Raw genomic sequence first — 26,174 nt, forward strand, 5'->3', positions numbered from 1 at the left:
GAAACAGGATGCACTCCTGAACAGCCCGTAATCATGGCCTCTGCGTAACCCACGTGCGTAGCTGCTCCGGTGTTTTGATCTGCCCCTTCAGCAGCTTGTCGAAGAGCTCCCGCGTCCTCATCGATTCAAACGGCTCGTCGATTTGTGAAGGCGTTGTCTGACCGGGAAGCTTCACAATGTAGCCAGGCCTGTCGTCAAATGTGACATTGTTCGAAGCAATCCGCTCCTCTTCTGTCCAGTCCGGACTCTTCGCCCAGAACAGTTTCACTCGCCACGAGTGATCGCCCATAATTACCAGCGTGGAGTTATCCCAAGTTCCATTTTCTTCCAGTTCATGGCGAACATGCGCCAGGTAAACGTCGCACAGCGCAAGGTTGTCAATGTAGTTGGGGTGAGATACCTCGAAATTACCCGTACGTCGGTTGTAGATTCCTCCTGGATGCGGGATCGGCATATGGAGAAGAATGAAGTCGGCCGAGGGGTCTCTGAGAAGCTCGTCTCCTGCTCCAGCAAGTTCTCGGTAATCCTGTTGATGAAATCTGATCGGATTAGAAGGACCATTCTGTCGTGGAAACAGATGGAACGACCGCGCCAGGTTTACAAGGTGACCTATGACCGGCTGCTCACTGTTCCAGAGGATGCTCTGCTCTGGATACATGTCACCCGGCACGACGGTGTGATTCGTCCAGAAACATCGGTCGAGAACCTCAGGCAGAATGCGGCAATACGGGTTGTACCACCCCGCGATCGCAGTGCTATAGCCTGCATCAAGCGCATCTTGAAAGACCGTTTTGCGAGGATTGAAAGTCTCCCACATTCCCGCAGACCGGTTGTGCACCTCAAGAGGCCACCCGGCAGCAGCAGGACGCACGCCATCGTATCGATCTCCCGTCATTAGGGAAGGAAGAACCTGTTCTGTGTACACGCCGCTCGGAACGGTATGGGTGAACACCGTTGCCGTTCGAGCCAACTGCGTAAAAGCCGGCAACTCAAGCCCCTGATAACGATGCTCGTAGACTTGCCGGTAAGAGAGTTCATCAAAGAGAATCCAGATGATTCGCCCGCGACGAGGAGAGGAAGCGCTGTCTCCTCTTCGCTGATGCAGCGGACGCGGCGCATTCAGGTGCCTAGCCTGCCACGTAAAGAAGACTGACTGAACAATCATCGCCATTCCGCTCAGGGCAACGAATCCAAGGATCGGCACAGCCAACTGCTGAGCACGATAAAGAATCGGTCGAATGCGGGAGCGCCACGCCACCCAGGTAAAGAAGATCAGGCAAACCACACCCAGAAAGATTGTTTTGACAACAACTGGCACGGGAGATTCGTGAAGCACATACCAGTTCGTTATGATCTTCCAACTCAATCCAACCCCTAGACCGCTCCACAACCAGGAGTTGAATCGCGGATGACTCCGTCCCCAGGCAAGCAGGAGAGATAACACCAGCCACACAGCCGCGAAGTTCAGAAATACAGGCACGGCCACCGCACGAACCGGCCCGATCAGATGGTAAAACTCGCTGTGCAAAGGCGAGGCTAAAGACACAAGCACGACCAGCAGGACGATTGTGCTTGCGCCTAACGCAGTTATAGCCGGATGTCTCAACAACTTACGTGGCCTCTTGTATCGTCAAGAGACGAGATCGCCCGCTGTTGCACCTTGACCTCTGTTGCTGGATATCCTGCTGTTCGACGTACAATCCCGCGACTAGGCGACATGATCGTCACCCGTAGAAGATCTCCCTTGCCAGGCCGAAACGATTTCTTGATCTCGACCATTGTAAAAGTGGTATAGGTGCCTGATTATGGGATAGTTATGGTGAGAGCGCTGGGGCTCGAACCCAGGACCAACGCCTTAAAAGGGCGATGCTCTACCAACTGAGCTACGCTCTCAAACCACACTACCAAGTTAGCACATTTAGGCAGGTGGATCGTGCCTCCAACCAGCGCCATCGCAAGCTTTTATCCTCACTCTCTTGCGCCCGAGGGAGATCGGAGACTCCCGTCAAGGCGACGCCTTGGACCGCCACAAATCCTGATCAAGCCCACTGCGTCCACTCCATCACGATCTTTTCGGAGTCTTCCCCAAAAGGTCCATTTCGGGAAGACTGATTTTAACCCCCGATTCCGCCTGGATTGACGCAGAAAACCCGCGCCCCTATTGAATTCTCACACTTAAGTCGCACAACGGATTCATTGACTTGGGGTACTACCCACAGTAGCCTCAGGCTATTGCATTGGAACAGGTGCAACCACCAATTTGAGCTGGCAGCGAACCGGCGCAGTTCAAATCGAACAAACCGCTTCACCGAACTACAGGACCAAGAGCTATGGACTCGCGCGGCACAGACAAGACCACCGACAAGGTCGAAGATCTCGCATTAACGGAAACACCTGAAGATGTTGCTGTACTTTATTCTTGGGCAAATCTTCACGGAGCCAAGTATCGCGACTTCTCGGCATCGCGGCGAGAGTATCGTGCGCAGCTCAGACATCGAGCCGCCGAGCAGGTGCGGGAGCAGGCCCTACTGGCTCAGGCCGAAGCCGAAGACGCCGCAGCAACCGCAGATGCCGCAGCACGCAACGCCTCGAAGGTCGCACTCGATCCCTACTCAGAAGACTCCGACTCCCACCGGCGGCGTGCGTTGCGCGAGGCCGAAGAAGCCGCTCGTACCGCCGCAGCAGAACGCCTGGAAGCCGCTCGCCGGGCCGAAGTTGCTGCTGTCGCCGAAGCTGCCGCTCGCCGAGAAGAACGCGAGATTGCAGAGGCCCACGCCTCCGCCCAGCGGCAGGCTGCTCGCTACGCCGACTCGGAGATTCGCCGCAGAGCCGGCGACGATGGCCCTGAGCTTCCCGGGCGAATCTCAGATCCCTATGCTCAAACCCCACCTCCGGCGTACCCGGAGCCAAACCATCACCCAGCTACCGAAGCCCCACTCCGCCAACCGGAAATTTCTCCACAGGAATCGCCCTTGAGCAGCGATCCAATCCAGCCGGAGCCGCGTGTCTATGTTAAGCAGAATATGACCCCACGCCGCCCCCAGGGTTACCGCCCGGATGAAGCCTCCGGTGTCCGCCAGATTTATCGCGGCCCAGACGACTCTCAAGCCGAGTACACTACTCCTGATCCAATCAGACATTTGATTCCTACGCAAAACCGAGCCGTGCCTGCACCTCTTTCATCCCAGGATATGAAGCCGACCACCGAACAGTCCGCTCCACCGCCGCCATCGCCGTCAAACGAAGGCGCGGCCCCGCTTTCGGGTCAACGTCGCACCGATCCTCAGCCGCGCGCCGACGAATCCGCATCTCAAAGCGAACCAGCCATCGCGTCACCCGCAGCCATCCCGGATCAGAGGTCTCCGTCCGTCAAGGATTACTCAAGAACACCGGCCGATGCTCCGCTTGATTCCACGCGAGACTCTTCGTCAAATCTCTCTCCCGCCACACCCACTCGCCCCAGGCTATCGGGAGCCTTTCGGTCTGCGCCGCCGATCTCCCCCACACCCCCAAGGCCCGTCTCGCCGTTCTCTCAGGCCCTCGTCCCCTCTGACTCCACCCGCGGCCGCCGAGCCCAGGATGACTTCGACTATCAGCAGCCGCACAATCCATCCGAACCGCAGCGTCGCAACTCCGCAGACCCATCCCCTGAGCCTGCGCCGCTAGCCTCCGCGCGGCCTGCCTTTCAGTCAGATCCCGCCGGCCCGGCATGGCTCTATGCCTCGCCCGCGCAGCCCGTCGCGCCCAAGCCACTTGCCGCGCAGCAACCTCCTTCTCAATCCTCCGTAGCCGACACCCTCCAGCACTCCAGGGAACGCGTCGCTGCGCGCTGGTACGCTCTCAAGGGAGTCTTCGAGCAGCCCGGTCAGGATCAGCCTGAAGCAGCACCTGTACGCCAAAAGGAGACCCGAACACCAGTCCTTGCCGTCTTCTCCCTCGCCGGAGGAGTTGGCAAGACCAGCCTCGTCGCCACCGTTGGGCGCGCGCTCTCCTCCATGGGAGAGAAAGTCCTGCTCACCGACACCACCTCGCACGGTCTGCTGCCGTTCTACTTCGGCGCCAGCGAGCTTCGCCACGGAACCGTCCGCACCTTCTCCCCACCCAGCGGCAGCACCGACGCTCCCATCTATCTCGTCAGCTACGACGTAGACCAAAAGCAGACCAACGAAGAGGCACAGGAGCTTCTCGCCGAAGAGATCATCAGCAACGGCCGCGGCGCCCACCGTATCCTCCTCGACCTCACCGTAGGCTCCAGCTGGATCGTCCGCCGCATGTCCCGCATGAGCCCGACCATTCTCGTTCCCGTCGCGCCCGACATGAACTCCGTCATCAGTCTCCAGACCGTCGAAAAGTTCTTCAGCGGCGTCAACGACGGCGACGGCCGCCCCCTACAGCCCTACTACGTGCTCAATCAGTTCGACACCTCGCTGCCGCTGCACCTCGACGTCCGTGAGGTGATGCGTCGGCAGTTAGGAGATCGCCTCCTCCCCTTCGTCATCCGCCGTGCCCAGTCTGTCAGCGAAGCTCTAGCCGAGGGCATGACCGTAGTCGACTACGCCCCCGATGCACCCGTCGCCGAAGACTATCTGAACCTCGCCACCTGGCTCCGCACAGTTGCCGCACCGGCAACCGCGGGCTTCCGCAACGTTCGTTGGAGCGAACGATGAGGGAGGGTCCTCTCTTTGATCAAATTCAATCAGGTGACGCTCTCTTCTACAAAGCCATACGCCTTCTCATCCTTCTCAGCGGAGTATTTCTTCTAGCATTCACCGGCATTCTCGAACTCACCTGGCCCCAGCAGATCGTCCTCGGTATCCTCACCGTAGCCCTGGTCATCTGGATGGATCGCAGCTCCGGCTCCTACCTCGTCACCCTGACGCTCATGCTGGCCTCGATGTTCTCCACCTTCCGCTACGGCTTCTGGAGAGTCTCCACCACCCTCAAATTTTTCCGCGACCCCGGCTCGACCTGGAGCATCCTCGACGGCTTCTTCATCTGCCTACTCCTCTTCGCTGAAATCTATGCCTTCGTCGTCCTCTTTCTCGGCTTCTTCCAGACGCTCTGGCCGCTACGCCGCACGCCCGTCTCTTTGCCCGACGAGATAACCGAGTGGCCTGCCGTCGATCTCCTCATCCCCACCTATAATGAGCCGCTCAACGTCGTAAAGTACACCGCCCTCGCCGCACTTAACATCGACTGGCCCTCCGACAGACTCAACGTCTATCTCCTCGACGACGGCAAGCGCGAAGAGTTCCGCCAGTTCGCCGCAGACGCTGGCATCGGCTACATGACGCGCGACGACAACCAGCATGCGAAGGCCGGCAACATCAACCACGCCCTCGTCCAGCTCAACTCTCCATACGTCGTCATCTTCGACTGCGACCACGTCCCCACGCGAAGCTTCCTGCAAATCACCATGGGCTGGTTCCTGCGCGACCAGAAGCTGGGAATGCTCCAGACCCCGCATCACTTCTATTCGCCCGATCCCTTCGAGCGCAATCTAGACCAGTTCCGCACCATCCCCAACGAAGGGGAGCTCTTCAACGGAATCGTTCAGGACGGCAACGACTTCTGGAACGCAACCTTTTTCTGCGGCTCCTGCGCGGTCATTCGTCGCTCCGCCCTCGATCAGATAGGCGGCATCGCCGTCGAAACCGTTACCGAGGACGCCCACACCTCACTCCGCATGCAGAGGAACGGGTGGAACACGGCCTACATCAACATCCCGCAGGCAGCCGGCCTCGCCACCGAACGTCTCAGCGGCCACATCCGCCAGCGCATCCGCTGGGCTCGCGGTATGGTCCAGATCCTCCGCACAGAAAACCCACTCTTCGCCGGCGGCCTCAGCTTGGCCCAGCGGCTCTGCTACTTCAACGCGATGACGCACTTCCTCTACGCTCTCCCGAGACTCATCTTCCTCACCGCGCCACTCGTCTATCTAATCTTCGGACACGTCAATCTCCCAGGCTACTGGCTGCTCATCTTCGCCTACGCCCTCCCGCACCTCGCCCTTGCGAACATCGCCAACTCCCGCATCCAAGGCCAGCATCGCCACTCCTTCTGGAACCAGATCTACGAAACAGTCCTCGCGCCATACATCTTTCTTCCCACACTCTTCGCCTTACTCAACCCTAGATTCGGAAACTTCGACGTAACCGCCAAGGGAGGCGTCGTCACGCGCCGGTTCTTCGACTCGCGTATCGCCCAGCCCTTTCTCTTCCTCTCAGGGCTGAACGCTATCGGCATCCTCTGTGCCATCCCCAGGTTTATTCAGTTTCCCGGTGCTGGAACACCCTCGCCCCTCCACTTCATCGCGGACATGTACGACGGAGGCCACCCCGGAACCATTCTGATGAATCTTCTCTGGGCCTGCTTCAACATGGTCATCCTCGGCGTCGCCACCTCCGTCGCCTGGGAGAGCCGCCAGCGCCGCCAGTCCGTCCGACTCCCCATGTCCGTCCCCGCCGACGTACAACTCGGCAATGGAACCATCGTCCGCGGAGTCACCAGCGATATGTCCAGCGGCGGCCTCATGGTCCGCATTGAGCGCGCCTTCACCGCCCGCATCGGCGATGCCGTCAAACTCACCTTGCCGGTTCTCGACGGCAGCGCCACCCTGCCCGCCACCGTCGTTGGAATCGAAGGGAACGCCTTCCGCGCCCAGTTTGCCCCCCTCACCCTCCTCGAGGAAGAGGCGCTCACCCTGGTCCTCTACTCCCGTGCCGACACCTGGCTTGGCTGGGGAGAGTCGCGCGAAGCAGACAGGCCACTCACCAGCCTGCGCCGCATCGTCCATCTCGCCGGCCACGGCTTCGCCCGCACCTTTCGCAGCGGGGCAAAAGCAAAAGAACAAAAGTCCAGCGGAGAACTGGCTTCCAGTGTCGTGCCGCTTCTCGTTCTGGTGGTCTTGTTCTGCTCTTCCACTCTCTCCGCACAGATTCACCCGCTCCACTCCACACATTTTTTGCTACAAAATAATTCCAGCACCTCACCACCGGCTCAAACCGCGCCTTCAGCCCAAACTCAGCCACCAGTCCCCGCTGCGCCAGCTCCCAGCGCCCCTGCAGCCCAGATCCCGTCTTCGACCGAAACCCAGCAACCACCTCAAAACTCGCCTGCGGTCAAACCATTCCTTTCCTACAAGGCATACGCCGCTCGACTGGCCGCTGCACAATCTGCCGCCGCGCCGCCCGATACCTTCGATAAAGTCGTCAGCCTCACCGACCTGGGCGTCCCGCGAACCATCGTCATGCAGGGCCTGGACGCCTTCAACACGATCCACTTCGCACTGCCGCAGACCCAGGTCGTCAAGACCGCGACAATGCATCTTCGCTACCACGTCTCGCCCGGCCTCATTCCATCGCTCAGCCATATCAAGGTGAGCCTCAACGGAACCCTCTTCGCGGCCCTTCCTGTCATCGACCCACACTCCGCCAGCACGACTCAAGCCACTCAAACAGTTACAAATCCGGTTCCAACCCAAAGCGCCGACCTGCTCGAAGCAACCGTCACGCTTCCAGTCGACACTCTCACTCGAGACAATCAGCTCACCTTCGAGTTCGTCGGCCACTACGCATCCCAGTGCGAAGACCCCGCCCACTCCACCCTCTGGGCGCACATCGACAACAACTCCACCATCGAGTTCACCGGAACCCTCACCCAACTTCACGACGACCTAAGACTCCTCCCCGCGCCCTTCTACGACCCCCTCGTCAATCCGCATCCCGTCATCCCCATCGTCTTCCTCGGCCAGCCGTCTCCGAAGGCCCTCCAAGCCGCGGGCATCATCGCCTCGTGGTTCGGTATTCTCGCCGACTCCCGCCCCATCCGCTTCCCAGTCACAGTCGAGACCATCCCCGTCGGCAACGCGATCGTCATCGGCCAGAATGGCCCATCGTTTCCCGCCGCCCTCCAGATCAACTCCATCGCCGGCCCCACCGTCGTCATGCGGCCGAACCCCTCAGATCCCTACTCAAAGCTCCTGATCCTGACCGGCGAAACTGACTCCGACCTCCTCAACGCGGCCCTTGCTTTAACTCTCCAGCGCGACCTCCTGAGCGGCGATCGTGTGCGTATCCCCGCCATCAAAATGCCTGCGCCACGCGAAGCCGACGACGCACCACGCTGGCTCAGCACCGACAGAAACACTCCCATCGGCGACCTCCTCCAAACGAGCAGCCTCCAGACCGACGGCTCCAACCCGGTGGCCCTCTCCCTGCGCCTCCCGCCCGACCTCTTCTACGGCACGCGCCAGAATCTCGGCTTCCATCTCACCTATCGCTACAACGGCGTCCCCCTCTCCGACGACAGCTCCCTCCAGGTCTATCTCAACGACGCCTACATCAACTCCACCCCGCTATCGCACACTGACAAAGCCGCCCCCGCGCGCATCGTCCCAATCCCCGTCTCGGACATGCGCCCCTTCTCGAACTCCATCCTGCTGCGCTTCTTCTTTCAGCTCGCCAAAAAACCTGATTGCCCCGACCCAGCCTCCCCGAACCTCCAGGGCTCCATCCTCAAAGACTCCTACCTCGACCTCAGGGATATCCCCCACTTAGCCGTTCTGCCAAATCTCGAGATCTTCGCCAACGCCGGCTATCCCTTCACCCGCAAAGCCGACCTATCCGACACCGCCGTCGTCCTGCCCGACAACCCCAGCCCCGAAGAGATTGAGCTCTATCTCACCCTCATGGCTCACTTCGGCGCCCAGACCGGCTACCCCGTCCTAAACGTTACCGTCACCAACGCCGAAGGCATGCGCACCGACGCCCACAAGGACTACCTCGTCCTCGGCACCGTCGACGACCAGCCCGCCATCAGCCGCCTCAATCCATCACTCCCTGTCAGCGTCGATGGCAGCGGCTTACACATCCAGGACACCCAGGACTTCTTCGCCCAACTCCAGCACGCCTGGTGGAAGGTCCGCAGCTCCGACCACATCCAGTCCGGCCAGCTTGAAACCGCTGGCAGCATCCCCGACGCACTCATCGAAGGCGTCGAATGGCCCAGCGGATCCAGCCAGTCCGTCGTCGTCATCGCCTTGCGCGACAAAACCGTCATCCCCAACTTCCTCTCCACCTTCCTTCAAACCTCTCAGTCCTCCGACATCTCCCAATCCGTAAGCGTGCTGCGCGACTCGCACTTCATCTCCTACCGCATCGGCAACGACGTCTACCGCGTAGGCTCCCTCTCGCTTTGGCTCCAGCTCAACATGCTCTTCGCCGACTACCAGTGGCTCATGGTCATATCCACCCTGGTCGTCTGCTTCCTCCTCGCCGTCATCCTGCGCTCTGCCCTGCGCCGCCGAGCCCGCGCCCGCCTCCAGGGAAACACCTACACCCACCCAGCCTGACGCAACGAACTCCCCAAGCTACCTTAATCAGAAATCCCCCATCCGTCGTATCCGCCCCCTCTTAATTCCCTTGAACTACGCCTCTTCGCCACGTATAACTCTCGAACATACACAAATCTCCTCTCTCAACCGGACTGTTGCTCTTATTGACGTGGGGGCCGCCAGTGTATTGAAGACCCGATGACACGACGAACGAACCAGCGAGCAGAGCGATTGCGCAAACTCCATTTATCCCTCTCAACAATTAGCCTCATCCTCTTCAGCACCCTCCCAGCGCTGGCCTTCCATTCGGACACTGTTCCCGACTGGGTCCGCACCGCCGCGCAGCAGAAGATTCCCTCATATCCGCCCGACACCAACGCAGTCGTCCTCCTCGAAGACACCACCTACACCGTAGCGCCCGATGGCAGTGCCACCGAGCACTTCCGCAGCGTCGTCAAGATCCTTCGCCCTCAGGGCCGCGACGAGGGCAGAATCGCCGTCCCCTTCGACAAAGACACTAAAATCCTCTCCCTGCACATCTGGAGCATCGGCCCCGACGGACACGAGTACGCCGTCAAGGACAGCGAGCAGGTAGAGTTCGGTTATCCCGGCCAGGGCAACCTCTTCATGGACCTCAAGATCAGGGCCGCAGAGGCTCCCGGCCGAGACCCCGGCGGCGTCGTCGCCTACGAGTACGAGCAGCGCACCCACCCGTACCTCACCGAGAAGACCTGGTTCTTCCAAAGCGAACTCCCCCGCCTCAACCAGAGCTTCACCCTCGAACTGCCGCCCGGGTTCACCCACGGCACCGTCTGGGCGCACAGCAGGGAACTCCCCGCTATCGACCTCGAACACCAGCGCTGGCGTTGGGAGATGAAGGACGTCCCTCCCATCGACCTCGACCAGGTCGAGCTTCGCCCCTCCGAGTTCTCCCTCGAAGGCCGCATGACCGTCCACTACACCGGCCCCACCATCCCCGCGCCCACCGAAGGCACCTGGCAGAGCATCGGCCAGTGGTACCAGGCCCTCGCGAAGGATCGCCTCGCCGCCACACCCGAGATCGCCGCCAAAGCCAACGAACTCGCCGCCAACAAGACCGACTTCTACGACAAGACCGAAGCCATCGCCGAGTTCGTTCAAAAACAGGTTCGCTACTTCGTCATCGAGATGGGCATCGGCGGCTACCAGCCTCACTACGCCGCCGACATCTTCCGCAACCGCTACGGCGACTGCAAAGACAAAGCCACCGTGCTCGTCTCCATGCTATCCACCGTAGGAGTCCACGGCGCTCTCGTCATGGTCGACCATCGCAGGGGAGTCGTCGACCCCGACGCACCCTCGATCGTCGGCGACCACATGATCGCAGCCATCGAAATCCCCAAAGGCTACAACTCCCCCAGGCTCCGCAGCGTCGTCACCGCGAAGTCCGGCCGCCGCTATCTCATCTTCGATCCCACCTGGGACAAGACCGCCTTTGGTCAGCTTGCGCACAACCTCCAGGGTGGCTACGGCGTCCTCGTCGAAGGCCCCGACAGCCAGATCATTCAATTTCCGCTACTCTCTCCCGATCTCAACACCATCCATCGCACCGCTACCTTCCAACTCGAACCCGACGGCTCCCTCAAAGGCAGCGTCACCGAGAAGCGCTTCGGCGACCTCTCCGAACACCGCCGCGATCTCTACATCAGCGGCGACGCCAAAGAGCAGACTAAGTTTCTCGATCGCCTTCTGGGCCAGGACTTCACCACCTTCTCCGTCTCTGACTTCAAGGTGCAGAACGCCGAGGCTCTCAACAAAGACCTCACCACCTCCTACTCCCTCACCGCCGATCACTTCGGCAAGCCCATGGGCCCTCTGCTCATGGTCCGTCCCCGCGTCCTCGGCAGCGAAGAGCTCTACGCCGACCGCAAAGAACGTCATAACATCCCCATCAACCTCAGCGAGACCATGCAGGAGCAGGACGACTACACCATCGAACTGCCCTCCGGCTACGCAGTCGATGAGGTTCCCGATCCCGTCAAGCTCGACCTCGACTTCGCCTCCTACGAGAGCTCAAGCGTAGTCAAGGACCACACCCTCCACTACACCCGCACCTACACCGTTCGCGAGGTCACTCTCCCCGCCGACAGATATCCCGATGTTCAAAAGCTCTCCGGTGTCATAGCGGCCGACGAGCAAAGTAAAGCCGTCCTCAAAAAGCAGTAAAAATCTATAAACAAAAATCAATCACGAAACGGCCCCGCACCGCGAAGTAATCGAACGAAACAAGCGAACAAGGACGACAACATGAACCACACCTCACGCCGCACCCTCTGCCTCACTCTTCTCTCTGCCTTGGCTCTCCTCGCCGCACCCTTCGCCCGCGCGCAGTGGACCGTCCCTACCGCGGAAGAACTCTCCATGACCTCACAGCCCGAGGTCCCCGGAGCCGCCGCCGTCTACCTCTTCCGCGAAGAGACCACCGAAGACAAGCTCCACATGTTCAGCACCTACGTCCGGCTCAAAGTTCTCACCGAGCGCGGTAAGGAGTACGCCAACGTCGAGCTCGGATACGAGCACTCCAGCGAAAACGGCTCCACGGACATAGACGACATTCAGGGCAGAACCATTCACCCCGATGGCACCATTATCCCCTTCACCGGCAAGCCCTACGAGAAGCTCGTCGAAAAGACCCAGGGCACTCGATTCATGGCCAAGGTCTTCACTCTTCCAGACGTCGAAGTTGGCAGCATCATCGAATATCGTTACAAGCTGCGGCTCGGCGAGAACTGGTTCAGGGCCCCGCAGTGGTACATCCAGTCCGCTCTCTACACCCGCAAAGCCCACTACTCCTGGCGGCCCACCGACAAACAACTCCTCTCGAGCGAAGACGGCGGCCAACTCACCAACACAATCTCCTGGACCAAAATCCTTCCTACGGGCGCCGATCTAAAACAAACCCAGCTTCCCAGCAGCGCCTATGCCGCGGGCCAGTACATCTTCGATCTCAACGTTCACGATGTTCCTCCCGCTCCCGAGGAGGATTACATGCCGCCCATCTCCAGCTTTACCTATCGCGTCCTCTTCTACTACTCTCCCTATCGCAACGGCGACGAGTACTGGAAGAACGAAGGCAAGCACTGGGCAAAGAGTCGTGACAAGTTCATCGGACCCGGCCCCGTCGTCACCGCAGCCGTGCACGACCTCGTCCTTCCAACCGACACGCCGGATCAAAAGCTGCACAAGATCTACGCCGCCGTCATGAAGCTCGAAAACGCCAGCTACACCCGCGAGCACTCCAGCGCTGAAGAAAAGTCTCAGGGCCTCAAAGAAGTTCACACCACCGACGACATCTGGACCCGCAAGCGCGGCAACAGCGATCAGATCGCGGCACTCTTCGTAGCCATGGCGCGCGCCGCCGGCATGAAAGCCTATCTCGCCGTGGTCACCAGCCGTGATCGCAGCCTCTTCTTTCCCGCGTATCTCAGCATGTCGCAACTCGATGACGACATAGCCATCGTCAACGTCGACGGCAAGGACCAGTTCTTCGATCCAGGCTCGCGCTACTGTCCCTACCAGCATCTTGCGTGGAAGCACACCCAGGTGGGCGGTCTCCGGCAGATGGATGGGGGCGCAGGAGCAGTAGAAACTCCGGGTGAGACTTATCTCTACTCGAAGACCACACGAATCGCCGACCTGACCATGGACGAGCACGGCGAAGTCTCCGGCATCATGAAGCTGACCTACACCGGATCTCCCGCTCTTCATTGGAGGCAGCGTGCCCTCACCGGCGACGACGAAAGCCTCAAACGCGAACTTCGCACGAACGTCGAACGTCTCATGCCTGCTGGAGCCGACATCGAGGTCACCACCATCGAGAAGCTCGAAGACTACGAACAACCCCTCGTCGTCAACCTCTCCTTCAAAGGAAACCTCGGCTCCGCCACCGGCAAACGCCTCCTCATCCCCGCTGACATCTTCGAGGTCAACGCAAAGCCTGCATTCCCCCACGAGAAACGAGACATCCCCGTATATTTCCCATACTCCCGCACCAATCAAGACGCTGTCCGCATCAAGTTCCCGCCGTCCTTTAAAGTAGAATCTCTCCCCGCCAGCAACAAGGAGAACTTTCAGAAATTTGCTCTATACAGCTTGAATTCAGAGTCCACCCCGAATAGCTTTACCGTCCGCAGAGACTACTTTCTGGCAGAGATCTTCTTCAAAACCGAAGAGTACGCCGACCTCCGTAGCTTTTACTCCAAGATCGAGAACAAAGATCAGGAGACGGTCGTCCTCACCACCACACCGGCTCCCGCCAAACCAACCCCGGCAGGGAACTGAAGCCGTTGCCGCCTGCTCCCCTCACGGCAGGCGGCACACCTTCACCGAATCATTCTCGTAAGCACACCCAAACCCCGTCGGAGCGTCTCGCTCCAGAATCACCCACGTCGCGCCAACCGCCTTCAGCGCAGCAACCCGGCCACGTTCCGAGTCCCCGCGAAACCCTCCACCAAGCCCAGTCTGCAGCGCCATCCCCTGCGACCACTCCTCCGTAAGCTCCGGCCTGTTCGAGGCCGTCCCACCATCTTTGGAGTCCGGCAGCGAACTCCGCTCCGCAATCGCGCGAAAGCCCTGAGCATCCTCCCCCTCCCTCACCGTGTAGTGAGCATCCAACGCAAACACCGCATCCTTCGGCGTGTTCTCTCTGATCCAGACAAACGCCTGCTCCCATCGATTTCCCAAACCCCCGCCAACCAATCCCATTGCGCTCGGAAGTTCAACGTGCCTTGAAGCCGGGAAGATCTCACAGCCGACCCGCAACATAACCACCGCCAGCACAGAGAACGCAGCAACCCATCCCCACACCCGTCGCCGCAACACCCGCCCCCCAAGCGTCGCTCCCACCACCAGAATCATCACCACATACACCAGTTGGAAGACCCGCAGAGGTTGCAGTCTTGCCACCTGATGCACCGCTGCGCCCTCTCGCGCAAACAGTAACGCAACCGCAATCGCCGTCCCACCGGACACCATCGCAGCACGCGCCAAACCCACCCGCACCACCTCCACATCGCGGCCACACTTCAAGGCAACGATCGCAAGAATAATCAGCGGAGCCGCCAGCCCAATCCACTCATACCAATGCCATTGGCTAAGAAACCAGTACTCCCGCGTCAGCATAACCCTCTGGTAAGCCGCGCTCTCCGCCGGCGCCGACAACTGCACTCCCGCCGCCACCATCACCGCCGTCAAACATAACCCCACCGTCCCCCACACCCGCACCAGCCGGCTAGCCGACATCTCAGCACCCAGCACCAGCACCGATCCCAGCGCATAAGCCCCCATCAGCGGATGCATCATCGCCGCGCCCATCAGCGCCCCACAACAAAGCGCCAGCCCGCGCCGCCGCTCTCCTTCCATCTCAAACTGTGGCGAGAAAAACTGCAGCGCGCCAACCAGTGCCAGCAACGCACAGGGTGTCGAAAGACTTCGCGCCGTCACATACGGATCCATCAGCATCAGCGACGTCCCCGCAATCGGAATCGTCAGCCACATCGCCAGCAGCGCTACCGCTCCGCTCCTCGCCTCACGCGACCCATAGCAGCGAGCCGCCAGCAGCCACACCGCAAACAACGTCATCCAGACACTCGCCAGATGTACCACCAGCAACACCCTCTCCAGGCTCAGGCGCGACTCACGCACCAGCCCAGCCATCAGCGGCGCAAACACCGAGTACCGCAGATGCCCCACCACAAACTCCGCACCATACGGATAAAGCTCCGGATCCAGCAGCCGTTTAATCTCAGGCAGGTAGATGCCCCCATCCTCGGCATAGGGGTGATAGCCGTGGATCAGCAACGCAGAAAACGTCAGCACAGTCACCAACCAAGCGGCAAAACTTCGTTCCCGCCGGTACCGCTCCAGTTCGAGCTCTACCGAAGAGAGCTGTGATGCGATCGATGTAGCCAAATAAATCTGCTCCTGCCGTGGTCTTATTGCTACCGCATGACATCGGCTTACGCTCTGCGAAATCGCTAACCGAAAACAATGCGACTGCTCCCGAAGCTAAACTCCCGATCTTCTCGAAGAAGATGAAGACAAACTCTTTTCACCCTTAGACGTCAAAACATCGATTCAGCTTACGTCTCTCCCAGATCAAAACGAAAAAATCGCCACTCACTATTTCTTATAAAACTCTCATCTCTTCCTCCCGCAACGCGGCCCTCCAATTGCTCTCTAAGGAGCAAGTTCATCAATCCGAACGAAGAGGAACAACACAAGGGCAATAACACGAAGGGAAGAACATCAGGAGAAGCCACATCGTGCACATTCACAGCAACCCCGTCAGCCAGCTCGCACTGGGTTCTATCCAATCTACTCTGCAGGCCCAGGAAGCCAGAAAAGCCGCCGCCACCGTGCGCCGAAGACTCAGCAGCGTTGCAGCCAGCGAGGATGGCGACCTCATCTCCCGCGTCGAGGCCCACGCCGAACCTGATCCCCAGCGCAGAAAGAATCCGCAACAGGACGAAGAGGCCTTCCGCAGTGTCTTCTTCTCCCTCTCCGTCTAATCACACCGGGCCGCATACAGCCTCGCAACCCAAAATGTAAGAAGATCGGTCACACACAGACGATACAATCGGAGCTGCATGCTTGATTGTCCTTTGTCCCCTCCGGTTCCCCGCGAAACCACCCATCGCACGGCGTTCTTCTGGCTGCTCGCATGAGCGCCGTCGCCAACAGCCGCAACCTGCTGAAGACCATCCCCGGCCTTCTCATCAGCGCCTTTTTTCTCTGGTACACCTTTCACAACATCCCGCTCAACGAGTTTCGCTCCCTCCGCCTCGCGCACCCCGTGTGGATCCTTGGCGTCCTCGCCTTCACTGCCGCCAGCTACACCCTGCGTTGCGTTCGCTGGAGCCAGATGATGCCGCGCAACGGCCGCTCCCTCCGCGCCCACTTCGTCGTCTGCGCCCGCGTCCTCATGACCTCGCTCGCCGCCAACAACATCCTCCCCCTGCGCATCGGCGACATCATGCGTATCTTCACCTATTCCGACGACCTCGGCACCGCGCCCTCCGTCATCCTCAGCACCGTCATCCTCGAAAAGCTCCTCGACATCTTCGTCCTCGTCCTTCTCTTTGTCTCGACCGTAGGCAGCATCGCCACGCCGCGCCTCCGCCTCATCGCCAACATCTCCCTCGCCGTCTCAGCCATCGGCCTGCTCATCCTCCTCGTAGCGGCGCGCAGCCTGCAGGCTCCCGTGCAGCGGCTCTTCACCCGTCTTCCCGACTCCCCACTGCTGAAGAAAATCGAACACTGGATCACCCTCGCCCTTGACGCAACCGGCCGCCTTGGCGTCGTCGGTTCTCTTCTTCTGCTCTTTCAATCGGTTGTCATCTGGACCTGCGAAGGCATGATCTTCCTCTCGGCCATCCGTCTCCTCGGCCTTTCGGTAGACCGCATCGCTGCCTGGCTAGCCGTCTCCTTCGCCAACCTCTCCTATCTCATTCCCAGCTCCCCCGGAGCCATCGGCCCCTTCGAACTCGCCGTCAAAACTTCCCTCGTCAATCACGGCGCGTCGATGTCGCAATCCGCGGTCTTCGGCCTCGCGATTCACGTCTGGATGCTCCTCTCGGTCACCGGAGCGGGTGGCATCATCTTCCTCCTTCATCGCATCCGCATCCACAATCACAAGCCCCTCCTCGAAGAAATTGAAGATCTGCCGGCCACGCTGCCATAAAGAATGATCCTGCCGGAGGAGCCTCCTGCGCGGAGAGCGGTCACTTCGTGTATATACCCCTTCGGTTGGCGCTCCCCGTTGGTCGCTAGGGAGATCATTCCGATCAACGGGAGGACCACGCGAAGCTCTAAAAAGGCGTGCGAACGCCCGCCCCACGCGCAGCGGGCCCGTCCGGCAGGACAAGCCTCTAGTAAACTGAACCCATCTTCCAAGTGGTGACGCCCAAAGCATGTATCGCACAATCCAGCAGTCTCTATTGGCCCGCATCCAAGCCATCCTCCTCGCAAAGTACGACGTCACCCTTACGAACCCGGGCGCCCCGCAACTTGTTATAGAGCAGCCCCCCAGCATTACCCTCGGCGAACTAGCCCTCCCCGTCGCCTTCGAGCTGGCTAAGCGCCTCCGCAAAGCCCCCCGTGCCATCGCAACGGAACTAGCAGCCGAACTCACCGCAGCCCTCCCCACACTAGAAGGCGTCGCCAGCGTAGAAGTAGCGGGCGCAGGCTACCTCAATATCCGCCTCGACCGCGCCGCCGCCATCCGCCGCATCGCCGCCGACCAGCACGCCGACATCGGCGGCCCCGGCTTCCGCCTAGTCGAGCACACCAGCATCAACCCCAACAAGGCCGCCCACATCGGCCACCTCCGCAACGCCATCCTCGGCGACACCTTTCAGCGCCTCCTCCGCCCCGACACCTTCAAAACCGGCTACGAAGTCGGCGTACAAAACTACATCGACAACACCGGCGTCCAGGTCGCAGACGTAGTCGTAGGCCTCGTCTACCTCGAAGGCAAGACCCTCACCAGCACCCGCGAACTCCTCACCGAGCTCCTCGAGACCAACCAGCGCATTGACTTCTACTGCTGGGATCTCTACGCCCGCGTCTCCCAGTGGTACACCGCAGATTCTGAACACATCGCAGCCCGAAAACAGATCCGCCTCGACACTCTTCACGCCCTCGAGATCGGCCACAACGACACCGCAGACATCGCCGACCTCATCTCCACCGCCGTCCTGCGCCGCCACCTCGACACCATGCAGCGCCTCAACATCGAGTACGACTTCCTCCCCCGCGAAAGCGAGATTTTAAGCCTGCACTTCTGGGACGCAGCCCGCGAACTCATGCTCGAAAAAGGTGTCCTCTACCTCGAGACCGCAGGCAAGAACAAAGGCTGCTACGTCATGCGTCGCGCCGGCACGTTAGAGGAACGCGCAGGCACATCAGAAGAAATAGCAACCGCAGACTCCAGCCTGCCCGACGAAGACGCCAAGGTCATAGTCCGCTCCAACGGCACCGTCACCTACGTCGGCAAGGACATCGCCTACCACCTCTGGAAGTTCGGCCTCCTCCCCGGCAAAGACTTCGGCTACGCAAAATTTCACGAGTACCCCACGCACTGTTGCTGGATCTCCACCACCCATGGAGAAACCCCACACCCCACCTTCGGCAAAGCCGACGCCATCTACAACGTCATCGACTCCCGCCAGAACGACCCGCAGAACAACGTCATCGCCGCCCTCCGCGGCATGGGCTACACCGAAGCCGCCGACCGCTACACCCACTTCAGCTACGAGATGGTCGCCCTCACGCCTCGCTGCGCCGTCGAACTCGGCTACACCATCAGCGAAGAAGACCAGAAGAAGCCATTCATCGAAGTCAGTGGCCGCAAGGGCTTCGGCGTCAAAGCCGACGACCTCCTCGACCGCCTCATCGCCGCCGCCAAATCCGAAGTAGACACCCGCCACCCCGAGATCGAACCCGCCCAGCGCCTCACCATCGCCACGCAGATCGCAGTAGGCGCCCTCCGCTACTTCATGCTCCGCTTCACCCGCAACACCATCATCGCCTTCGACTTCAAAGACGCCCTCAGCTTCGAAGGCGAGACCGGCCCCTACGTCCAGTACGCCATCGTCCGCGCCGCAAACATCTTCCGCAAAGCCAACACCACTGAAGCCGCATCTCTGGCCGCAATCGCCATACTGGACTTGTCGAACATTCTAGACACCGAAGAGGGAAGCAGCCTCTGGGAGACCTGGCTCCTCGCCTCAAAACTAACGCTGTTGATCGAGCAATGCATAGCTACCGCCGAGCCGGCCTACCTCGCCAAGTACGCCTTCCAGCTAGCCCAGCAGTTCAACAACTTCTACCACCGCCACCACGTCCTCAACGAAACCGATCCCACCCGCAAATCCCTCCTGCTAGCCACCGCCGCAGTAGCACAACGCGAGATGACCCGCGCCCTTGCCTATCTAGGCATCGAAGCCCCACCCGTTATGTAACTCTAAAAGACACATACTTAGGATTTATAAAGAGTCCGTCATTCTGAGCGGAGCGAAGAATCCCCGCATTTTGCCGCCGCCTGCTTCATCGCTAACGCCTGCTTCAACAACGTTGGCGCCCGTTCGCCTTTGCCTGTTTCATTCGCGCAAACTCAAAAAATCGTCATCTCGACCTAAGCTGCTCACGGTTTTATCGTGACCAGCGCAGTGGAAAGACCCCCGCATTTGTCTTTTCAAACTCAAACATCAAAAACGCCATGCCTGATGAAGGAGTGCAGTTCCTCGAGGGAACCATTTGCAGACAAATCAGGCACTGAATGCTTTCTGGGATTGGTGCAGGAACGGTCACGGGCTCACGATGCCCAAGCGTACAGATAGGTTTTAAGATCATGTATATCCTCTCGGGTGCATTGGTAGCTCGAGCGCGGACCATACCATTCTCGGGTGGTACGGCAAGGCAGAACCGCTTACTAGTCTGAGTACCCCCGCACCCACTCCAGAATCGACCTCAACGCCACGCCACTAGGCCCATTCGCAATCCAAGGCTTATTCTCATCGTGCCAGGCACACCCAGCGATATCCAGATGCAACCAGGGCGTCTCCCCCACAAACTCCTTCAAGAACATCGCCGCCGAAATCGCCCCACCCCACCGATTCGCGCCCGTATTCCTCATATCCGCGATATGGCTCTTGATCTGATCCTTGTAGTCATCTGTGCAGGGAAGCCGCCAGAACTTCTCTCCCGAGATCTTCGTCGCATCCGTAAACTTCTGCCATGCCCCCTCATCGTTCGAGAACAACCCCACATTCACAATCCCCAGCGCCACCACGCAAGCGCCAGTCAGCGTAGCCGCATCGATCAGATGCGTGCAACCCAGCGTCTTCGCATAGTGCAAACCATCCGCCAACACCAGACGGCCCTCAGCGTCGGTATTAATCACCTCAATCGTCTTCCCCGACATCGCCGTCACCACATCACCCGGCCGATAAGCCTTCCCATCCGGCATATTCTCCGCCGAGCACACCACCCCAATCACCTTCACCCGCGGCTTCAGCTGCGCAATCGCCTGCATCGCGCCAATCATCGCCGCAGCCCCAGCCATGTCGTACTTCATCTTCTCCATGCCATCGCCCGGCTTGATCGAGATCCCGCCCGTGTCGAACGTAATCCCTTTCCCAACCAGCCCCAGCACCGGAGCGTCCTTCGCCAGCGCCTCACCCTTCCCAAGCTTCGGCTCATACGTCATCACAATCAGCGCTGGTGGCTGCTCCGAACCCTGCGCCACCGCGGCAAACGCCCCCATCTTCAACTCCAGCAGCTTCGCCGTCGAATGCACCTCGCACTTCAATCCCATCTCCGAGCACATCGCCGCCGCACGCTTACCGAGCTCCGTCGGCGTCAGCACATTGCCGGGCTCATTCACCAGTGACCGCGCAAAGTTCTGCGCCGCCGCCACAATCACTCCAGCGTCAAAGCCCTCCTGAATCTCCGCCCGAGTCGACTTCTCTGCCTCCTTCGCAATCACCGAAAGCGACCGCACCGACCGGTCCTTCCGTTCACTCCGATACGTATCCCAATCCTTCTCCGCAACCTCCGCACCTTCCACCAACACGCGCGACAGCAACGCACAGGGCAGCGTCTCCAGGTGTTCATCGTCCAGCGCATGGTCCTCAGGAAACGCAATCGCCATCTCCCGGACTCCCAGCGGCTTGGCCGCACGCACCGCAGTCCCCGCACCCTTGCGAACCTCATCCACCGATAGGCCCTTCGCCTTGCCCAGCCCCACCACCACCAACCGCTCCGTCTTCAACCCATTCGGACCATGCAGCAACAACGTCTCGCCCACCGTAGCTTTGAACTCGCCCGACGCCAGAACCTTCGCCGCCGAATCCGCCACCGAATCCGACGTCGTCAACAAAGCCACCAGCGGCTCAGCATCTTTGCCCACAGCGATATCCACGGCAAATACAGCCAGCAGCGGCGTTTGAAACCCGGCAGCATCCTGAAAGAGTAACTTCGTGTCCATGCCCTATCGTAACCCGACAGCCTGTCGATCATCTTTGAAGTAAAACTACAACGAAAGTAGAACTACCCTCGTTGACTCCGGGCCACCGCGGCCTTGGCCTCGTTATCGGCCTCGCGCTTGCGTTCCGTGGCGCGTTTGTCCCACTCCTGCTTGCCCTTCGCCAGAGCAATCTCGCACTTCACCCGCCCATTGCGAAAATAAAGTCGTGTCGGGATCAGCGTAAATCCCTTCTGCTTCGTCATACCCTCGAGCTTCCGAACCTCGCTCTTATGCAGCAGCAGCTTCCTCGTACGCAGCGAATCATGATTCATCGCATTCCCATGAGAGAACGGTCCAATGTGCGCATTCAGCAGAAAACACTCGCCGTCCTTCAGCAGCCCATAAGCGTCCTTCAGATTCGCCTTGCCCTCACGGATCGACTTCACCTCGGTCCCGCGCAGCGCCACCCCGGCCTCGAACTTGTCTGTCAAAAAATAGTTAAAACTTGCCGACCGGTTGAACGCGGCATCTCGCTTGCCCGCTGCCACCGGGTCGCGGTCCTTCTCCTTCACCACCGGCTTGGGCTGGTGGGCGGCTATCGTGTTGGACATAGAACGTGCCATGCAATCTCTTACTTTAACATGCCTGCAACTTTCGGTTCACACGCAGCCCTCACCCGAGCAGCTCCCGCGCGTCTAATCACAATCTCGTCCGTCAGTCCTACCTTGACGTCATGAGATCTGCCCAATCCTCCAGCCGCGAGCCGTGCCCCAAAACGACCGCGGACCATCCCCGACACCTACCCACTTTTTGACGAGGTCACTTTGGAGCGAATGCTATACTCACCCGAGCGCAGCAGCCTGGCAAGCACGGACCCCACAGGCAGCGCCCACGCCGGAAAGATCTTCCCGGCAGGCGTTATCTCCGGCAAACGCCATACTCTTCACGGTGTAAAGGACGAAAACGGAAGCAGCATGGGTCGCGTGTACAAAACAATCAGCCGTCTATCAATCTCTCCCCGTCGTGTGTATCAAGGCCGCGCGCTCCCTGCTTTGCTCCTCTGCGGCATCGCGAGTCTCTGCGCCACAACCGCACACGCCCAGTCAGCCGCCAAGTGGGACAAGCGCGGCCAGGACGCAGAAGCGCGTCAGGACTTCGACGCAGCCTACGAGGACTATCACAACGCCGTCCTAAAAAAGCCGAAGGACCTCCGCTTCTTGGAGCACTTCCAGAAGATGCGCTATCAGGCCGCAGTCGCCCACGTCGATCGCGGCCGCGTCCTTCGCCAGAACGGCGACATCCAGGGCGCAATGGCCCAGTTCAATCGCGCCCTCCAGATCGACTCCGGCAACCAGGCCGCCGAGCAGGAGATCAATCAGATCCAGAGAGAGCAACAGGTAGAGCGTGATAATACTCCCCAGGCAAAAGAGCAGATGTCGCGTCAGAACGAGACCCTCAGCACGCTCGGCTCCATCGCCGGCCCGGTCGAACTCAAGCCCGTCTCTAACGATCCCATCACCCTCCACATGGTCGAGGACGTAAAGGTCATCTACGAAGCCATCGGCAAGGCGGCTGGCCTCAACGTCCTCTTCGACCCCGACTACAGCTCCAAGCGCATCCCTGTAGACCTCACCAACGTCACCCTCTCGGACGCCCTCCGCATCGTCGGCACCATCTCCGGCACCTTCTACAAGGCCATCACACCCAACACCATCTTCGTCGCCACCAACTCGCGCACCAAGCGCACCGACCTCGACGAGCAAGCCGTCCAGACCTTTTATCTCACCAACGCCAGCCAGCAGAACGACGCCAACGAAGTCGTCATTGCCATTCGCAATCTGCTCGATCCAAGCGTAAAGATCTATCTCGTTCCCAGCCAGAACGCCATCGTCATGCGCGCCACGCCCGACCAGCTCCTCCTCGCGCAAAAGCTTTTGAACGACCTTGATCGTGCTCGCCCCGAAGTGGTCGTAGATGTCGCCGTCCTCGAAGTCAACAAGAACGTCGAACACAACCTCGGCATCACGCTGCCGCAATCCATCACCCTCACCCCACAGGCCAATCCCAACACCACTTCATCCAGTAGCAGTAGTAGTAGCGGCACTGGTACCGGCACAGGCACAGGAACCACCTCCAACTTTACCCTCAACACCCTCGCCCACCTCAACGCCAACAACTTCGCCGTAGGCATCACCGGTGGCACTCTTAACGCGCTGCTCACCGACGCCGACACCCGCGTCCTTCAGAACCCCAGCATCCGCGCCACCGATGGTCAGCGCGCAACCATGAAGATCGGTGAGAAGATCCCCGTAGCAACCGGATCTTACAACGCAGGCGTATCCACCGGCGTAGCCAGCATCGGCGTCCAGACCCAGTTCACCTACCTCGATATCGGCGTCAACATCGACATGACCCCCACCGTCCACTATGACCGCGAAGTCACCCTCAAAATGAAGATCGAGGTGCTCTCCCAGGTCACTACCGTCAACATCAGCGGGGTCAACGAGCCCGTCATCGGTCAGCGTACCTCCGAGCAGGTCATCACTCTCAAGGACGGCGAACCCAGTCTTCTCGCCGGCATCATCACCAAGAACGACGCCCTGAACATCGCCGGCACCCCAGGCATCGGCGAGCTGCCCTTCTTCAAGTACTTCTTTACCTCCCGCGACAAGATCAACGACAAGCAAGAGATCGTCTTCATCATCATCCCGCACATCGTCCGCGAGTCTGTTCTCACCCGCGCCAACGTCCGCCCCATCGACACTGGCACCGGTCAGTCGATCGAGCTACGCCGCGACGCGTCCGCCAACGACAGCGACTCCGAGCCCATCTACCCCAACAAACCGCACACTCCTGCCTCACCGACCAGCGCAGCCAATGCAGCCAGCACCATGGTCCAGCAGCTAAGCCAGCAAGCCGCTCCAGTCGCTCCACCTGCCAACTACGTTCCAGGAGCACAAACTCCCGCGACCCAGCCCCCTGCCACGCCTCAAGCGGCAACCCAGACCCCCGCAGTCCAGACTCCAGCGACCCCAACCGTCGGCGGACCACCCGTCAGCTTCACCGTCGTCCCGCCAGACTCCAACCAGCCCGTCGGTAGCACCTTCCAAGTCGCCGTCATGCTCGGCAACGGACGCGACGTCTTCTCCGTGCCTCTCCAGCTCCAGTTCAACCCGGCGCTGCTCCAGCTCGTCAACGTTGACGCCGGAGACTTCCTCGGCAAAGATGGCCAGGCCGTCTCCCTCGTCCACCGCGAAGACAACGGCCTCGTCGCCATCTCCTCCATCCGTCCGCCCAACACGGCCGGAGTCAGCGGAACCGGCAGCCTCTGCACCCTCACCTTCAAGGCCATCGCCCCGGGAGACTCCACCCTCTCCCTCGTCAAAGTCGGCGCTCTCAACAGCGCGCAGGCCAATCTTCCGGCCGTCGGTTCGCAGGCCACGGTGCATGTCAAGTAAGGCAGGGATCAGGGTGCAGGGATCAGGGCGTAGAGCACGCCACACACCCAGCCCTGAATCCTCCGCCCTGTACCCTAAGCCCTTCACCCTAACCCCACAATCAGGCCTCACCCTCGTCGAACTCATCATCTGCGTCGCCATCGTAGCCCTGCTCGCCTCCGCGGCCATTCCCATCGCCCGCTTCCAGGTCAAACGCACCAAAGAGCGCGAACTTCGCCGCGACCTCTGGGAGATGCGCGACGCCATCGACCACTACAAAGACGCCGCCGACAAGGGAGCCTTCCAGATCAAAGCAGACTCCCTCGGATACCCCCCGGACCTGCAAACCCTCGTCGATGGAGTCGAGGTCACCGCCGCCCAGGGGAAAAAGGTAAAATTTCTTCGTCGCATCCCCACCGACCCCATGACCAACAACACCGACTGGGGCATGCGCTCCAACCAGGACGACACGGACTCCGACTCCTTCGGCGGCCAAAACGTCTTTGACGTCCACAGCAAGAGCACCGGAACCGCACTCGACGGAACGAAGTACTCCACATGGTAGCCACTACTCCAATTCGGCAAGATACCGTCGCAGTAATCCGCCAATACTTCGCTGTCATTCTGACCCTGAGCCTGTCGAAGGGGAAGGATCCCCGCATTTTGTTCGGAGCGCCACGACTCTCACAGACCCCAGCCATCCCAACACCAGCCCCAAGCCCTGAGCCCTGCACCCTAAACCCTGCACCCCGTTTCCCTGAACCCCTTTTCACTGAACCCTGTCCCACCTCAGGCTTTACCCTCCTCGAGCTGATGATCGTCATGGTCGTCATCGGCCTCCTTGCCGCCATCGCCATCCCCGCCTACACCAGCAACATCCGCAACGCCAAAGAGGCTGTCCTTAAGGAAGATCTCCACACCATGCGCCAGGCCATCGACTCCTACACCGTCGACAAAGCCAAGGCCCCCCAATCCCTCGACGACCTCGTCCAGGCGGGCTACCTCAAGTCGATGCCCGTCGACCCCTTCACCCACCGCTCCGACACCTGGCTCCCCGTCCAGGAGGACACCAACATGAGCCTCGACCAGACCGAAACCGGCATCGACGACGTCCACAGCGGAGCCCAGCAAACCGCCTCCGACGGCACCTCTTACAACACCTGGTAACACCTGCCCAAGCGAAGCTATATCACCCTCAGCTTTTGCTGTCATCCTGAGCGCAGCGAAGGATCCCGAAGGACCCTACCAGTCCCAACCGTTCGTCGCTTTCACCCCCCAGCAGTCGGCTGTTGTTTCTCTCCCTCACAAGACCCTGTGCAGACCCAGTACATCAAAAACGTAAAAGCAACCGAAAAGTTGCACTTTCCACCCGCATCCTCTAACATGCAACCAAGAG

General features: G+C 60.0%; 14 protein-coding genes and 1 tRNA gene. 10 read left to right on the forward strand and 5 right to left on the reverse strand.

Annotated features, from left to right (window positions below; translation table 11 throughout):
* Positions 1–31: 31 nt before the first annotated feature.
* Together HDF08_RS07595 and HDF08_RS07600 are read right to left on the reverse strand one after the other, a co-directional pair.
* Positions 32–1,609, reverse strand: a complete 1,578-nt coding sequence (locus HDF08_RS07595) for a sulfatase-like hydrolase/transferase (RefSeq protein WP_179637893.1) — start codon at positions 1,607–1,609, stop codon at positions 32–34.
* Positions 1,610–1,817: 208 nt separating this feature from the next.
* Positions 1,818–1,893 (reverse strand) — tRNA-Lys (locus HDF08_RS07600).
* Positions 1,894–2,330: 437 nt separating this feature from the next.
* Here HDF08_RS07600 and HDF08_RS07605 point away from each other — a divergent pair.
* The 4 genes from HDF08_RS07605 to HDF08_RS07620 all read left to right on the forward strand — a co-directional run bounded on the left by HDF08_RS07605 (position 2,331) and on the right by HDF08_RS07620 (position 13,654).
* The gene (locus HDF08_RS07605; RefSeq protein ID WP_179637894.1) at positions 2,331–4,667 is read left to right on the forward strand and encodes a cellulose synthase operon protein YhjQ/BcsQ; all 2,337 of its coding nucleotides are present in this window, start codon (positions 2,331–2,333) and stop codon (positions 4,665–4,667) included.
* On the forward strand, positions 4,664–9,352 hold the full coding sequence (bcsA, locus tag HDF08_RS07610) for a UDP-forming cellulose synthase catalytic subunit (RefSeq protein ID WP_179637895.1): 4,689 nt from the start codon (positions 4,664–4,666) through the stop codon (positions 9,350–9,352). The genes HDF08_RS07605 and bcsA overlap by 4 nt, the downstream gene beginning before the upstream one ends.
* 180 nt (positions 9,353–9,532) lie before the next feature.
* Positions 9,533–11,539: a DUF3857 domain-containing transglutaminase family protein gene (locus HDF08_RS07615; RefSeq protein ID WP_179637896.1), complete on the forward strand. Its 2,007-nt coding sequence runs from the start codon at positions 9,533–9,535 to the stop codon at positions 11,537–11,539.
* Between the two features lie 81 nt (positions 11,540–11,620).
* On the forward strand, positions 11,621–13,654 hold the full coding sequence (locus tag HDF08_RS07620; protein WP_179637897.1) for a DUF3858 domain-containing protein: 2,034 nt from the start codon (positions 11,621–11,623) through the stop codon (positions 13,652–13,654).
* A 21-nt stretch (positions 13,655–13,675) separates the two neighbouring features.
* Here the strand turns inward: HDF08_RS07620 and HDF08_RS07625 are convergent, their stop codons facing one another.
* Positions 13,676–15,283, reverse strand: coding sequence for a DUF6798 domain-containing protein (locus HDF08_RS07625; RefSeq protein ID WP_179637898.1), 1,608 nt, complete (start codon positions 15,281–15,283; stop codon positions 13,676–13,678).
* Between the two features lie 353 nt (positions 15,284–15,636).
* Between HDF08_RS07625 and HDF08_RS07630 the strand changes: the two genes are divergently transcribed.
* The 3 genes from HDF08_RS07630 (at position 15,637) to HDF08_RS07640 (ending at position 19,335) form a co-directional block, all read left to right on the forward strand.
* Complete coding sequence (locus HDF08_RS07630; protein ID WP_179637899.1) at positions 15,637–15,882, forward strand: hypothetical protein; 246 nt, start codon at positions 15,637–15,639, stop codon at positions 15,880–15,882.
* Between the two features lie 152 nt (positions 15,883–16,034).
* Positions 16,035–17,054, forward strand: a complete 1,020-nt coding sequence (locus HDF08_RS07635) for a lysylphosphatidylglycerol synthase transmembrane domain-containing protein (RefSeq protein WP_179637900.1) — start codon at positions 16,035–16,037, stop codon at positions 17,052–17,054.
* Between the two features lie 229 nt (positions 17,055–17,283).
* The gene (locus HDF08_RS07640) at positions 17,284–19,335 is read left to right on the forward strand and encodes an arginine--tRNA ligase (protein ID WP_179637901.1); all 2,052 of its coding nucleotides are present in this window, start codon (positions 17,284–17,286) and stop codon (positions 19,333–19,335) included.
* A 470-nt stretch (positions 19,336–19,805) separates the two neighbouring features.
* Here HDF08_RS07640 and HDF08_RS07645 read toward each other — a convergent pair whose 3' ends face one another.
* Together HDF08_RS07645 and smpB are read right to left on the reverse strand one after the other, a co-directional pair.
* Positions 19,806–21,362 carry a leucyl aminopeptidase gene (locus HDF08_RS07645; RefSeq protein ID WP_179637902.1) on the reverse strand — a complete coding sequence of 519 codons (1,557 nt, stop codon included), beginning with the start codon at positions 21,360–21,362 and terminating at the stop codon, positions 19,806–19,808.
* A 62-nt stretch (positions 21,363–21,424) separates the two neighbouring features.
* On the reverse strand, positions 21,425–21,964 hold the full coding sequence (gene smpB / locus HDF08_RS07650) for an SsrA-binding protein SmpB (protein ID WP_179637903.1): 540 nt from the start codon (positions 21,962–21,964) through the stop codon (positions 21,425–21,427).
* Between the two features lie 210 nt (positions 21,965–22,174).
* On the opposite strand from smpB, the gene HDF08_RS07655 reads away from it, so the two are divergent.
* From HDF08_RS07655 to HDF08_RS21645, 3 genes are read left to right on the forward strand one after another with little or no spacing between them, the layout of a single operon-like run.
* Complete coding sequence (locus HDF08_RS07655) at positions 22,175–24,799, forward strand: cohesin domain-containing protein (RefSeq protein ID WP_179637904.1); 2,625 nt, start codon at positions 22,175–22,177, stop codon at positions 24,797–24,799.
* Positions 24,789–25,343 carry a type II secretion system protein gene (locus tag HDF08_RS07660; RefSeq protein WP_179637905.1) on the forward strand — a complete coding sequence of 185 codons (555 nt, stop codon included), beginning with the start codon at positions 24,789–24,791 and terminating at the stop codon, positions 25,341–25,343. Before HDF08_RS07655 ends, HDF08_RS07660 begins: the two co-directional genes overlap by 11 nt.
* On the forward strand, positions 25,337–25,945 hold the full coding sequence (locus tag HDF08_RS21645) for a type II secretion system protein (RefSeq protein ID WP_257030913.1): 609 nt from the start codon (positions 25,337–25,339) through the stop codon (positions 25,943–25,945). The genes HDF08_RS07660 and HDF08_RS21645 overlap by 7 nt, the downstream gene beginning before the upstream one ends.
* Positions 25,946–26,174 lie beyond the last annotated feature (229 nt).

The organism is Tunturiibacter empetritectus, assembly GCF_013410875.1.
Taxonomy (GTDB): domain Bacteria; phylum Acidobacteriota; class Terriglobia; order Terriglobales; family Acidobacteriaceae; genus Edaphobacter; species Edaphobacter empetritectus.

What these genes read in the sequence shown, in the direction of transcription:
- HDF08_RS07655 (WP_179637904.1), top strand. Translation starts at nt 22,175, where the DNA reads ATGCTATACTCACCCGAGCGCAGCAGCCTGGCAAGCACGGACCCCACA.
- HDF08_RS07620 (WP_179637897.1), top strand. Translation starts at nt 11,621, where the DNA reads ATGAACCACACCTCACGCCGCACCCTCTGCCTCACTCTTCTCTCTGCC.
- HDF08_RS07640 (WP_179637901.1), top strand. Translation starts at nt 17,284, where the DNA reads ATGTATCGCACAATCCAGCAGTCTCTATTGGCCCGCATCCAAGCCATC.
- HDF08_RS07635 (WP_179637900.1), top strand. Translation starts at nt 16,035, where the DNA reads ATGAGCGCCGTCGCCAACAGCCGCAACCTGCTGAAGACCATCCCCGGC.
- bcsA (WP_179637895.1), top strand. Translation starts at nt 4,664, where the DNA reads ATGAGGGAGGGTCCTCTCTTTGATCAAATTCAATCAGGTGACGCTCTC.
- HDF08_RS07645 (WP_179637902.1), bottom strand. Translation starts at nt 21,362, where the DNA reads ATGGACACGAAGTTACTCTTTCAGGATGCTGCCGGGTTTCAAACGCCG.
- HDF08_RS07615 (WP_179637896.1), top strand. Translation starts at nt 9,533, where the DNA reads ATGACACGACGAACGAACCAGCGAGCAGAGCGATTGCGCAAACTCCAT.
- smpB (WP_179637903.1), bottom strand. Translation starts at nt 21,964, where the DNA reads ATGGCACGTTCTATGTCCAACACGATAGCCGCCCACCAGCCCAAGCCG.
- HDF08_RS21645 (WP_257030913.1), top strand. Translation starts at nt 25,337, where the DNA reads ATGGTAGCCACTACTCCAATTCGGCAAGATACCGTCGCAGTAATCCGC.
- HDF08_RS07660 (WP_179637905.1), top strand. Translation starts at nt 24,789, where the DNA reads ATGTCAAGTAAGGCAGGGATCAGGGTGCAGGGATCAGGGCGTAGAGCA.
- HDF08_RS07605 (WP_179637894.1), top strand. Translation starts at nt 2,331, where the DNA reads ATGGACTCGCGCGGCACAGACAAGACCACCGACAAGGTCGAAGATCTC.